The organism is Pontibacter sp. HJ8 (assembly GCF_054824225.1).
Map to the genome: position 1 here is coordinate 1 of NZ_JSYF01000272.1, position 13,019 is coordinate 13,019.

The 13,019-nt window shown below is 51.2% G+C and carries 11 protein-coding genes and 2 tRNA genes; 8 read left to right on the forward strand and 5 right to left on the reverse strand.

The features are described from left to right. The 3 genes from OB13_RS12600 to OB13_RS12610 form a co-directional block, all read left to right on the forward strand. On the forward strand, window positions 1-1,003 hold a 1,003-nt coding region (locus OB13_RS12600; protein ID WP_461490522.1), incomplete at its 5' end, for a catalase. Window positions 1,004-1,235: 232 nt separating this feature from the next. After that, window positions 1,236-2,648 (forward strand): 23S rRNA (uracil(1939)-C(5))-methyltransferase RlmD, encoded by a 1,413-nt coding sequence (gene rlmD, locus OB13_RS12605; RefSeq protein ID WP_461490523.1) that lies wholly within the window; start codon window positions 1,236-1,238, stop codon window positions 2,646-2,648. Window positions 2,649-2,759: 111 nt separating this feature from the next. After that, the gene (locus OB13_RS12610; protein WP_461490524.1) at window positions 2,760-3,131 is read left to right on the forward strand and encodes a hypothetical protein; all 372 of its coding nucleotides are present in this window, start codon (window positions 2,760-2,762) and stop codon (window positions 3,129-3,131) included. A gap of 148 nt (window positions 3,132-3,279) precedes the next feature. Here OB13_RS12610 and thiL read toward each other — a convergent pair whose 3' ends face one another. After that, window positions 3,280-4,305 (reverse strand): thiamine-phosphate kinase, encoded by a 1,026-nt coding sequence (thiL, locus tag OB13_RS12615; RefSeq protein WP_461490525.1) that lies wholly within the window; start codon window positions 4,303-4,305, stop codon window positions 3,280-3,282. A gap of 205 nt (window positions 4,306-4,510) precedes the next feature. Here thiL and OB13_RS12620 point away from each other — a divergent pair, with 205 nt between their 5' ends. Beyond that, window positions 4,511-5,320: an SDR family oxidoreductase gene (locus OB13_RS12620; RefSeq protein ID WP_461490526.1), complete on the forward strand. Its 810-nt coding sequence runs from the start codon at window positions 4,511-4,513 to the stop codon at window positions 5,318-5,320. 128 nt (window positions 5,321-5,448) lie between these two features. Here the strand turns inward: OB13_RS12620 and OB13_RS12625 are convergent, their stop codons facing one another. Next, on the reverse strand, window positions 5,449-6,153 hold the full coding sequence (locus tag OB13_RS12625; protein WP_461490527.1) for an SH3 domain-containing protein: 705 nt from the start codon (window positions 6,151-6,153) through the stop codon (window positions 5,449-5,451). 102 nt (window positions 6,154-6,255) lie between these two features. Between OB13_RS12625 and OB13_RS12630 the strand changes: the two genes are divergently transcribed. The 3 genes from OB13_RS12630 (at window position 6,256) to OB13_RS12640 (ending at window position 7,372) form a co-directional block, all read left to right on the forward strand. Next, a tRNA-Lys gene (locus OB13_RS12630) sits at window positions 6,256-6,328 on the forward strand. Window positions 6,329-6,439: 111 nt separating this feature from the next. Further along, window positions 6,440-7,054, forward strand: a complete 615-nt coding sequence (locus OB13_RS12635) for a DUF4403 family protein (RefSeq protein WP_461490528.1) — start codon at window positions 6,440-6,442, stop codon at window positions 7,052-7,054. 245 nt (window positions 7,055-7,299) lie between these two features. Further along, window positions 7,300-7,372, forward strand: a tRNA-Lys gene (locus OB13_RS12640). Between the two features lie 50 nt (window positions 7,373-7,422). Here the strand turns inward: OB13_RS12640 and OB13_RS12645 are convergent. The 3 genes from OB13_RS12645 to OB13_RS12655 form a co-directional block, all read right to left on the reverse strand. After that, window positions 7,423-7,812, reverse strand: coding sequence for a hypothetical protein (locus tag OB13_RS12645; protein ID WP_461490529.1), 390 nt, complete (start codon window positions 7,810-7,812; stop codon window positions 7,423-7,425). A 159-nt stretch (window positions 7,813-7,971) separates the two neighbouring features. Further along, complete coding sequence (locus tag OB13_RS12650) at window positions 7,972-9,333, reverse strand: hypothetical protein (RefSeq protein WP_461490530.1); 1,362 nt, start codon at window positions 9,331-9,333, stop codon at window positions 7,972-7,974. An 80-nt stretch (window positions 9,334-9,413) separates the two neighbouring features. Then, complete coding sequence (locus OB13_RS12655) at window positions 9,414-10,175, reverse strand: ABC transporter ATP-binding protein (protein ID WP_461490531.1); 762 nt, start codon at window positions 10,173-10,175, stop codon at window positions 9,414-9,416. Window positions 10,176-10,559: 384 nt separating this feature from the next. Here OB13_RS12655 and OB13_RS12660 point away from each other — a divergent pair, with 384 nt between their 5' ends. Next, entirely contained in the window at window positions 10,560-12,827 is a 2,268-nt protein-coding gene (locus tag OB13_RS12660) for a TonB-dependent receptor (RefSeq protein WP_461490532.1), read from the forward strand. The last annotated feature ends 192 nt before the right edge of the window (window positions 12,828-13,019 follow it).

Sequence of the window (13,019 nt, forward strand, 5' to 3'; positions counted from 1 at the left end):
CAACTACAGACAGATGCAGGGTTCCGGTGTCAATACCTACAAGTGGGTAAATGCTGATGGCGAGGCTGTGCTTGTAAAATACCACTGGGAGCCACTACAAGGCATCCGCAACCTTACCCAGAAAGAAGCACAGGAAATACAGGGAAAGAACTTCAACCATGGCACGCAAGACTTGTATGAAGCCATTGAGCGAGGCGATTTTCCGGAGTGGGAACTGAACGTGCAGATTATGACCGATGATGACCATCCTGAACTGGATTTTGATCCGTTGGATGATACCAAGCTATGGCCGAAAGAGCAGTTCCCGTGGTACCCAGTAGGCAAAATGACGCTGAACCGTAACCCAGTAGATTTCTTTAACGAGGTAGAACTGGCGGCATTTGGAACAGGTGTGCTGATAGATGGGCTTGACTTCTCGGACGATAAAATGCTGCAGGGGCGTACCTTCTCGTACTCTGACACGCAGCGCTACCGTATCGGCGCCAACTACCTGCAGCTGCCCATCAATGCACCCAAAACGCACGTAGCCACCAACCAGCGCGGCGGCCAGATGGCTTTCGACACAGACTTTGCAGAAGGGCAGAACATCCACGTGAACTACGAGCCCTCCGTACTCGGCGGCCTGAGCGAAGCTGCCAAGCCTGCAAAAGAATATACGCCGCGTTACGAAGCCAACCTGGTACGCCAGCCCATTGAGCGGGCCAATCCTTTTAAACAGGCCGGTGAGACATTCCGCAACTTTGAGGATTGGGAGCGAGAGGAGTTGATCAACAACCTGGGCAACGACCTGGCCAAATGCGATCCTCGCATCCAGGAAAGAATGCTGGATCATTTCACGCAGGCTGACAAAGACTATGGCCGCCTGGTGCGCGAACGCATAGACCAGGTTACGCAGCAGATGAAGAAGATGGACAAAGGTATGGACGGGCCAATGGGCAACGTGACCGGAGAGCAGGGCGTGGAAGACGCTCAAAGCAGATCACATGAGGCCAGGCCGTATTAATCTGAATTTCATTTAGAATTAAGGAAAGAGCCGCTTCTGAAATAGGAGCGGCTCTTTTGTGTGATTAATGAGGGAATCCGGCACTGCTATAGAATTCTTGTCATTTCGAATGCTCATAGAAACCGGAGTATTGTGTAGGCCGTGAAATAATTCAGATTTCTCGCTTTGTTCGAAATGACATACAGCACGCATATTCCCGCGTCTCCCGATTTTTAGTTAATTTTGCAGCATCGTGAGAAAGACTAAGAAGAAGACCAATTTCGAGATACTCGAAAACATCCGGATAGAGGAGATGGTAGCCGAAGGCAAATGCCTGGCCCGCCACGAAAACATGGTGGTATTTGTGGGCGGCGTAGCACCCGGCGACGTGGTAGACCTGCGCATCACCCGCAAAAAGAAAAGTTTTATGGAGGCGGAGGCTGTCCGGTTCCATGCTTATTCTGATGTGCGCGTACAGCCTTTTTGTGAGCACTTCGGGACATGCGGTGGCTGCAAGTGGCAGCACATCGGTTACGACACACAGCTCTACTACAAGCAGAAGCAGGTACAGGACAACCTGGAGCGCATCGGTAAAGTAGCGCTTCCGGCCATTGACCCGATTCTGGGCTCTGCCAAAGATAAGTTTTACCGCAACAAACTGGAGTTTACCTTCTCCAACTACGGCTGGCTGACCAACGAGCAGATCAAGTCTGGCGAGGAGCATGAGCGCCGTGCCCTGGGCTTCCACATGCCGGGTCGCTTCGACAAGATATTGGATATCCGCAACTGCTATCTGCAACCGGAGCCATCCAACAGCATCCGGCTGGCGGTGCGGGATTACGCCCGGGCAAACGATCTGGTATTCTTTGACAAGCTCCGGATGACGGGCTGGCTACGCAACCTCATTGTTCGGACTGCCAATACGGGTGAGCTGATGGTGATCCTGCAGGTATACCACGAGGATCCGGAAGCCCTGACAGGTATACTGGAACACCTGGCCACCACGTTCCCCGAGATCACCTCGCTCCAGTATGTAGTGAATGGCAAAGGAAACGAAACCTATCATGATCTGGAGGTGGTGTGCTACAAAGGGCTTCCGTATATACACGAGGAAATGGAAGGTATACGCTTCCGGGTCGGGCCTAAATCCTTTTACCAGACCAATGGCGACCAGGCCTACGAGCTCTACAAGCTGACCCGCGACTTGGCTGGCCTGACGGGCAACGAGCTCGTATACGACCTGTATACCGGAGCGGGTACCATTGCCAACTTTGTGGCCCGGCAGTGCCGCGAGGTGATCGGTATAGAATATGTGCCGAGCGCCATCGAAGACGCCAAGATCAACTCGCAGATAAACGACATCACCAACACCACATTCTACGCCGGCGATATGAAAGATATTCTTTCGGATGAACTGGTTGCCCGCCATGGCCGGCCGGATGTGGTCATCACAGACCCGCCAAGAGCAGGTATGGACGAGAAGGTGGTAGCCAAGCTGCTGCAGGTGCACCCCAACCGTATCGTGTATGTGAGCTGTAACCCGGCGACGCAGGCCCGCGACCTCGAGATGCTCTCTGAGCGGTATGACGTAACGCGCGTGCAACCGGTAGACATGTTCCCGCAGACGCACCACGTTGAAAATATTGTTTTGTTAACCGCTAAATAGATAGTAGACGTTAGTATTTAGAGGTTAGACTTAGGGGTTATTTCAGGACATCATAATAGTGAACAGAGAAATCTAATATCTAATATCTAGCATCCAACGTCTCCAAAGAATATGGAAAACGATCCAGAATTAAACGGCAAATACCTCGGCACCATCTCCAGAGATTTCGTGGTGGTAGCTGAAACGTTGCGCGAAGCTTCGTACCAGGTGCGCAAGCGCCACATTTCCAAGTACCCAATCTTCGTTTTCTCCCGCACGGAAGTCCCGATCGGTTCGCTTTTTCTGGCGAAGGAAGAGCTGGCGCTGGAGTGGCATATCTATGCATCGTACCTGGAGGATTTTATCAAGCACCGGCTGGTGGATGAAGAGAAGTTGGAGGATTTTGTTGCCGCCTACAAAGACCCAGATGAGTTCTGCTGCCTCTTCGTAGTGGACGGCGAAAGCTTCACCAACTTCGTGTTTATCCCTTTCCCGGAGGATTGATTTAGGTATCACGATGCACGTATCAAGTATCACGACTTTAAAAACAAAAAAGGAAAGCTATACAGCTTTCCTTTTTTGTTGCTTTACACATTAGCGAAATCGTGCTACATGTGTCGTGTTACGTGATACGCTGGTTTGCTGGGCAAACCTAAAAATGCTTCCAGCCCTGGGCCTGCAGCGGGAAGGACTGGCCGTGCTTGTTGGCCAGGTTGATGCCCTCGCTCTTGCTGGTGATCTTGCCGATGATGCTGATGTCCGGGTGGTTCTTTACTTTGTCGTAATCCGACAGGGGTACCGTGAACAGCAGTTCGTAGTCTTCACCGCCATTCAAAATGCAGGTGATCGGATCAAGGTTGAACTCCATGGCCGTTTCCAGCATCTGCTCGTCTGCCGGCAGGTTGTCTTTGTAAATTGTCGCGCCTACGCCGGATTGTGCGCAAATATGAAACAGCTCCGAAGCCAGCCCGTCTGATACATCGATCATGGAAGTAGGCTTGATGTCGCGCTCCTTCATGTCGTGGATCACATCCATGCGGGCTTCCGGGCGCAGCTGCCTGCCAATGATGTACTGTTTGTTCTCCAGTTCCGGCTGCATGTCCGGGTTGGCCATATACGCCTGCTTTTCGCGTTCCAGTATCTGCAGGCCCAGGTATGCCGCGCCCAGGTCTCCGGTCACACAGATCAGGTCGTTTTCCTGCGCTCCGCTGCGTAGCACGGCATCCCCTTTGGCTACCTCCCCAATGGCCGTGATGCTGATCACCAGTCCGGTGCGGGAAGAAGTCGTGTCGCCGCCCACCAGATCTACGTTGTAGTTCTCACAGGCCAGCCGTATACCTTCATACAGCTCCTCTACCGCCTCCACGGTATACTTGGCACCCAATGCGACGTTCACTGTAATCTGCGTCGGCTTGGCGAACATGGCGGCGATATCGGATACATTCACGGCCACAGCCTTATAGCCCAGGTGCTTCAGCGGGCAGAAGGTCAGGTCAAAATGCACGCCTTCCAGCAGCATGTCGCTCGACACGACGATCTGCTTCTCGCCCGGCTCCAGGACAGCCGCGTCGTCGCCGATACCTGTAATGGTAGACTCCTGGCGCAGCTCCACTTTGTCTTTGATAAGTTTGATCAGGCCAAACTCGCCCAACTCACTTAATGGGGTATAGTTGCTCATGCTATTTCTGCTTTATACCTGCAAATGTACGTAATTTCTAAGGTATGCGTGTAGTTGCTTTCGAACATGGAGCTATACCTGCCGCACTACTTTCCCGGGGTGCTCGCCGGCCTGGTATATTCCTGCCTGTTTTTAACTCAGAAATACTAGTTTTGTAAATGCATTTCTTTAAAAGAGGAGATGTAGTATAGCAGACATGACAGGTATGAAAAATAAAGTAGTGCTGATCACGGGCGGCACCTCAGGTATAGGCAAGGCTCTGGCTTTTGCATTTGGCGGAGCAGGAGCGAAGGTCGCTTTCTCGGGACGCAACCAGCAGAACCTCGACCAGACAGTACAGGAGTTGACGGCAGCAGGTATAGACAACCTGGCCCTGAACGCAGATGTGAGCGTGGAGGCCCACTGTGAGCGTATGGTAACCGAAACAGTAGCCCGATATGGCAAGCTGGATGTGCTCATTAACAATGCCGGCATCTCCATGCGCGCGCTCTTCCAGGACCTGGATCTGGATGTGTTGCGCAAGGTAATGGACATCAACTTCTGGGGCACGGTGTACAGCACCAAATTCGCACTGCCGCACATTCAGGCTGCCAAAGGTTCGATCATCGGGATATCCTCCATCGCCGGTTACCGCGGACTGCCCGCGCGCACCGGCTATTCGGCTTCCAAGTTTGCCATGCACGGCTTCCTGGAGACGCTGCGTACGGAGTTGCTGCACTCGGGCGTACACGTTTTGATTGCCTGCCCAGGCTTCACAGCTTCCAACATACGCAATACCGCCCTGGCCGCCGACGGGCAGCAGCAGGGCGAAACGCCGCGTAACGAGCAGAAGATGATGAGTGCCGAAGAAGTCGCCGACCGGATCCTGACAGCTACCATCAAGCGCAAGCGGGACCTGGTGATGACCACGCAAGGCAAAATGGCGGTATGGGTGAATAAACTCTTCCCGAGCCTGGCCGACAAACTGGTCTACAATGTGATGGCCAAAGAGAAGGATTCGCCGTTGAAAAAGTAGATACAAGACGTAAGACTCAAGACATAAGACTTTTTCTCAAAGTGTATTTCAGGAAAACGAAAAAGGAGCATTCAGCTCCTTTTTCGTTTTAAAGTCTTGTTTCTTATGTCCTGCGTCTTGTGTCCTTTTCAAGGAAGTTCCAGCAGGTTATTTTTCCGGATATACGCTTTCTGGCCTTTCCACTTGATCTCATACCAGATATCCTGCTCGCCGGTAATCGGTACTTTATGCCCCTGTGTGGCGGTGGCCAGCCAGGTAGCCCCTGCCGACGGGGCGGACATGATCGCTACCTGGTCGTTTTTGATGATGCCTTCATCGCCCAGGTTCAGGAAATTGATGTAGTAGAGGATGAAGAGCAGGTATAGGATGAAGCCGGTTTTGAAAGTGCCCGAAAACCGGTGGCCTTTGCGCCAGCTCACAAACATAACGGTGACGGTCACCACAGCCACGAGCAGCATCAGCTCCAGAATGCGCATGTAGTGCTTGCTGAACTGCGTCTTGAAGAACTGGAGGTCGTTGTATTCATAGCCACTCAGGCGGTGGGCCTGCCCCAGCTCTTCCATTTTTTTGAGTACGGACCGGCTGGGCTGCTTCTTGTAAAACAAATGCAGGTAGTACATAGCACCCGTATAGTCGCGCAGTCCTTCCTTGATATACGCCATTTTGAGCAGCATCTGCGGGGTGTATACCTGCTGATGCTGCAACAAAGAGTCATAGACAGCAAAGGCTTCTACGTACTGCTGGTTATTGAATAAAGAATCTGCTTTAAAAAGGCTTTTGTTATCTGTCTGACTGTAAACCGGTTCGGTGGTCAGCGCCAAAAAAAGAAGCAAAAAACCAGATATTTTGAACCAAAGATTTTGCATTTAATCAGATAGCTATTACTTTTGCAACGCGATTGAGGGAGTTGCCCTTGAGAATGCAAGTTAGTAAAAGATTCTGTAGCTCAGCTGGTAGAGCAATACACTTTTAATGTATGGGTCCTGGGTTCGAATCCCAGCGGGATCACAAAAGCCTCAAACCTGTGTTTGAGGCTTTTTTTATTTCTACTATTGGCAAGCCGAAACTACATCAGGTAGTTTCAGGTATGTATTGCCATCGCCTCTCTAAAGTTTATCTATGGAAAACTTTGTCAAGATCCAGGTGCCGGTGTCCATCTCTTATACCGCTCTGGAAAGTGTACTGAAAAAGCAATTGGTGGGAGAATTCATTCCCAAGTCTACCGAAAGTGCGGAGCCATCCCCTTACGCCCAAATACTGGATATCGGGCTTGCCGGCAGCAGTACGGGCGCCGGCGACATCTTCCTCAAAGTCAGAATCCGCATTCTGCGCACTCTCCTCAAACGCGATCAGGTAGACCTTTATGTGCTGGCCAACTTAGGCTACGACAATGCGTCACAGCAGGTCTTTGTTCGGCAGTTCAATATGGAATCCCGGACTTCGAGCCGTTTTTATAATTCCTCCCTGGAAGTGCTGGTCAATAAGGTGGCGTATAACCAGATCATACAAAAAGCAAGAGTCAACCTGCAGGAAATTATTTGGGGTGAGCTGCGGAAGACCAACGGCGCACTGGAAAAAGGACTGGAACTGAAAGGGCTGAAACTTAGCGGAGCGGTAGAAGAGGTGCGGGTGTTGGACATCACGCCCAAGCCCAACCGGATGCACCTTCAGCTTGAATTGCAGGCCAACATAGAAGTGGACGTCATCGATCTGGGTGAGCTGATGCCTGTTTAACTGGCCCCGGACGGGAGGGGCATGTGCTCACTTTCTAACCTGATTATCATAAAGCAACGCTACTTTTTTTGTAACGGATGATTTTTTATATCTGTTACTAAGAAGTTGATCCTGAGAAACATTGAACCAAAAATGAATCGCAGCGTTTGATTCAGGTATCAATCGTAGTAGTTTTAAACGCGCAAGGTTTGTGTTTTTAAGAAAAACTGCTACTTTTGCACTCCCAACACGGGTAAAACAGTACCGATTCTGTAGCTCAGCTGGTAGAGCAATACACTTTTAATGTATGGGTCCTGGGTTCGAATCCCAGCGGGATCACAAAAAAAGCCACTCCTGATCGGGTGGCTTTTTTTATTTCTATCATCCGGCTACAGTAAATCCGCGCTGGTCGTGTTGAGGTTGCTTCGCTGCAGGGAAGTTTTGCTGTTGCCGAGGCGGTTTTTCTCCACTTCTTCCAGCTCTTTCACCAGTTCCATGGTACGGTCAATAATGTCCTTGTCTTGCTGGTATACCTGCGTGTCCGGGGTGAGTCCCTGTGGCGCTAGTTCGTTATGGAGCACCTTCAGGTAAGTGATATAACTGTCTACCTGGCTGCCGATGTGGGTCATGAAGTCCGGGTTTTCCGTGGCCTGGTCCAGGAAACTAGCTTTCTGGTTTTCTGCATCCCGTATCTCCTGGTAAATCTCCAGGGAGGCTTCTTCATTGGAGAGCGCCTTTTTCTCGAGTTTTTCTAAAAATTTATCGTAATCAAATTCCATCTGTGTGGTCTTACTGGTTGGGTCGTGCGGTTAGCTGTATTACAAAACGCAGGTATGCATAGTTCCTATATGGAAATTAACAGAAAGTTTCGCCGGCTGCTACTACAGTCTAAAACAAAGCTCCCTTGCTGTCAATCAGCAAGGGAGCTTTGTTTTGAGTTATACTTCCGTTTTATACAGCGTCTCAAAGAGCTTGTACTTGTATTGTTTATACTCCTTCAGCACGGCTACCATTGCAAAGAGTGTCAGGCCGATCACGAGCGGGTATACCAGGTATAGGATCGGGTGCAGCAAGGGCAGGAACAGCAAGCCCAGAAGCACGATAGAGATGATACTGTACAGGTAGGAGGTTTTGGCACTGAAGCTCAGTATACCGCCCTTCACCATCTTCGGACTCGTGAAAGACGAAATGATGCCGATAGGCGTCAGCACGAGAACGGCCGATACATACATCAGCAGAATAAAAGTTGCCTGCTCATGATTGAACAGCGCCACATACAGCAACACGATAGCGGCATCGATCAGCAGCGGCAGGCGAAGCGGCATCAGGCTGGCTTTCAGAAATTCCTTGTAGTTGCCGGTAGCACGTTCCGTGGTGAGCCAAAGACTCTTGTAAAAGCCCCACACATTATTGAACACATAGGTATAGATCACCAGCGGGCCTACAAAGAGCCACAACGAGATATTCTTGTCCAGCATGTGTACGCCCTTGGCCATGTAAACGGTGGCGTCTATGCCCAGCATGAGCAGCTTAAAACCCAACCCGAACAGCAGCAGTTGCTTGGCCATTTTGTGGTTCTTGAAAAGCCTCCAGCCCAGGCTGCGTCGCGCATCGCTGCTATAGTTCACGGTTCTGCGTTTGGGTTCATACGCTGCCTGCTCCAGAAAATAGTTGGAAGTCAGGAAAGAACCCAGCGAGGCCAGGTGCACGACCAGCATGAGCAGCGAGGTGATCGGCTCAAACATCGGCGCGCGCGCCTGCAGGGCTATGAAAGCACCCGCCATCACGACTGCTCCCACAAACATGCTGGTGCGCCAGTTGATCTTGCGTTCAATGAAGAGCTGAAGCGTGCGGCGGGTAATATGGGCTGTCAGGAATACCAGGAAGCTTTGCACCAGGTGCATCAGTTTATAATCCGGCGACATGAGGAACAGCAGCACCAGGAAGTTGAGCAGCACAAAGTAGAACGGCGAAACCAGTTCGACCACCAGCTCTGTCCAGAAGCGCTTGAGTGGCGGGACAGGGTATATCCGGTTGATAAAATCAGCTTTCGGGATGTATGCCGGGAAAAAACCCCGTAGTATGATCAGGGTGAGGAGCAGCAGGTTGGTGTAACTCAGCATTTTTTCTACACCAAAGTCAAAGCTACCTTCCTGCGACTGCTGCAGCAGAAACGAGAACAGCCAGGCATAGAAGCCCGAGATCACAATGCCCAGCGCCAGCAACAGGACACGCTGCACTTTCTTCTGCCGGAAGTAACTGTTCAGTCTCGCTTTGCACGAGTATAAGATCAAATCCATAGTCTGAGTTTAGGAGTTTAGGAATTTCCGAGTTTGGGAGTGATAAATTTCTCAAACTCCTAAACTCACAAACCCTTTCACTAATTCAACATCCAGTCGATGTTGGCGTCGGTAGTGGCATGATGCGGCAGCAGGAGTTGGAACAAGGCCTGGTCGATGAGGCTCTCGCCGTTCATGGTAAACTGGTGCACGGTGCCGTTGTACATGAGCTGGCCATCGTTTAACACGCCAATGTGCGTCGCGACACGCTCCACATAGTTCAGGTCGTGCGAAGAGATCAGCACGACCCGGTTGGGGGTGCTGTAATTGCGGATGAGCTGCACCAGCAACTGCGCGGCGATCGGATCCAGGCCTGTGAAGGGTTCATCCAGAAGCAGCACACGCGGCTTGTGCAGGATAGCGGCTACTATGCCCACTTTTTTCTTCATACCGGTAGAGTAGCCGGCAATGTTCTTGTGCAACGATTCTTTGTCGGTGAAGAAGTAGTTGGTCAGGCTGCTGATGCGCTGCTCTGCTTCCTGCTGCGGTAGTTTGTAGAGCTTGGCAATGAAGTTGAGATACTCCAGACCGGTAAATTCTTCGATCAGCGGATTGTCTTCGCAGAGCGCTCCGAGGTCCTGCTTTACTTCCAGGTTGTGGGACAGATAATCTTTGCCGAAAAGGCTGATGGTGCCTTCATCCGCCTTGATGAGATCAAGAATGCAGTTCAGGAAAGTACTTTTGCCAACCCCATTTTTACCTAATAGGCAGTAACATTGCCCTTGTTCTATAGTTAAATCCAGCGCTTGCAAAACATTTCTTTTTCCGAACGCTTTAGACAATCCTTTGATCTCGATGCTCATATAACTGTACTTGGCAAGTGGTAAAGTATATCCCGACTGTTTGGGACACAGGTATAAATTTAGGGATAAGCTCCGAATAGTTCAAACTAAAAGCCGGAATATTATCCTTCGTGCCCCTTTTCCACAGAAAAACTCATGTTATTTCCCCAGAACTTAAGCAACATTTTTCTTCCTAAATAAGGTTTCTGTGATCCTGAACTTAGCCATATTTTTTCATTTCTCTCCTTCCGGACCTCCCGTGCTATACCCCCGGATCAGTCACACCTTATCAACCAACGGGAAGACTATATGGTTTTTAGATTGTTCTAATTTATTTTTTTAGATTAATCTAAACATTTATTTAAGTTTGTCTCGTATTAAAGACATTATACCTTATTTACTATTATGAAACACCTGTATCTGACGGGAATTTGCCTGCTCCTGCCTCTGCTTGTGCTGGCGCAGCAGGGGAGTATAAGCGGTGTGGTGCTGGCCGGTGACGTACCCGCAGCCTATGCCAGTGTAGGTATAGCGGGCACCACCATGGGCGTCACGGCAGATGAAAGGGGCAGATTTGAACTGCAACTGCTCCCGGCCGGCAAGCATCTGTTGAAAGTAACGGCAGTAGGATTCAGGCCCTTCGAAAAAAATGTGACCGTGAAAGCGGGAGAGGTGACGGCCATCCGGGTACAATTGCAGCAACAAGACGCCAGGTTAAGCGAGGTGGTGGTAACCGGTACCATGCGCGAAACATATCTGCTGGAGTCGCCCGTGCCGGTAGAGATCTATACGCCGCAATATTTTCAGAAAAATCCTACGCCAGCCATTTTTGAAGCACTGGAGATCGTGAACGGGGTGCAGCCCCAGATCAATTGCAACGTATGCGGCACCGGCGACATCCACATCAATGGTATGGAGGGCGCTTACACGATGGTGCTCATTGACGGCATGCCGCTTGTGAGTGCCTTGTCGACCGTGTATGGGCTGAGCGGTATACCCAACAGCCTCATCGAGCGGGTAGAGGTAGTGAAAGGGCCGGCTTCCACCCTGTACGGCTCGGAAGCGGTGGCCGGCCTCATCAACATCATTACCAAAAGTCCGGCTACAGCGCCCAAGCTGTCTGCCGATGTATTCTATACCTCTCACAAGGAGCTGAACACGGATATAGGGTATAGCAGGCAATGGGCAAAGGCGGCCACCCTGCTGAGCGCAAACTATTTCAGGTTCGACGACAGGCGCGATGTAAACGAGGATAACTTTACGGATGTGCCGTTGCAGCACCGGATTTCACTTTTTAACAAGTGGAGCCTGAGCAGAAACAACAACCGCGTGGCCAGCCTGGCCGCCCGCTACTACTACGAAGACCGGTTTGGCGGCGAGTTGCAGTGGACGCCGGCTTTCCGTGGCGGAGACAGCATTTACGGAGAATCGGTCTATACGAGGCGCTATGAGGTGCTGGGAACCTATCAGTTACCCCTGCAGGAAAACGTTGTGCTGAGTTATTCTTTCAACGATCACCTGCAGAACGCGGCGTATGGCAACACCCTGTACAAAGGGCAGCAGCGTGTAGCCTTCGGGCAACTGGTCTGGGACAGGGAGATGGGCGCGCGGCACAAGCTGCTGCTGGGTGCTGCCTACCGCTATACCTGGTACGATGACAACACCCCGGCCACCCAGCGTAGTAACGGTTCTTTAGGAGCAAACCAGCCGAGCCAAACTTCCTTGCCGGGCGCCTTCGCGCAGCACGAGTACAGAGCTTCCGAAAAAATAACCCTGCTCACTGGGCTTCGCTACGATTATAATACGCAGCATGGCAGCATTCTTTCGCCCCGCTTCAATGCCAGATGGTCTCCTAATGCTGATAATATTTTTCGTCTGAGCCTGGGCAACGGCTACCGGGTAGTGAATCTTTTTACCGAAGATCATGCCGCCCTCACTGGTGCCCGCCAGGTAGTGGTCCGGAATGAACTCAAACCGGAGCAATCCTACAACGCCAGTCTCAACTACCAGCGCTACATCAGCCTGAACAGCGGTTACCTCAACCTGGAGGGAGCAGCCTTCTATACCTACTTTACCAACAAGATCTTAGCCGACTTCCTGACCGACAACAACCTGATCATCTACGACAACCTCAGCGGGCATGCGATCTCCAAAGGTATAGCGCTGAATGGGGAACTGGCTTTCACGTTTCCGTTGCGCCTCCATGCCGGTGCCACGCTGATGGATGTCTACCAGGTAGAGGAGACAGGGGAGGAGCAGGAGGTGCGGGTGCCGCAGCTGCACGCTCCCCGATTTTCGGGCACCTTTACGGCCTCATACCGGTTCAGCAACATCGGCCTGACAGTGGATTATACCGGCAGTGTGAAGGGGCCGATGTACCTGCCGGTGCAGGAAAATGATTTCAGACCGGATCGTTCTCCCTGGTTTAGCTTGCAGAACCTGCAGTTGACCAAAATGTTGGGGGAAGGGCTTGAGGTATACGGCGGGGTGAAGAATCTCTTCAACTTTCTGCCAAAGCACCCGCTCATGCGACCGTTTGATCCCTTCGATAAAGCGGTGGAAGTGGATAACCCGAACAGGTATAGCTTTGACACGGAGTATAACTATGCTCCGCTGCAGGGGCGAAGGACTTTTTTAGGTCTCCGGTATACCTTGCCTCAACAGCCTAAGTAGTTGACTTTGTGGGTTGTCGGTTGCGTGCATAAAAAGAGTGTCCTAAAAAATGGCCAGGATAGCGCATGATTGTTGCAAATCTCATAACTGCTCTATACTTTTGCATCCTACTTTTACCTGCGCACGTGGTGAAATTGGTAGACACGCCATCTTGAGGGGGTGGTGCCTTCGGGTGTGGGAGTTCGAATCTCC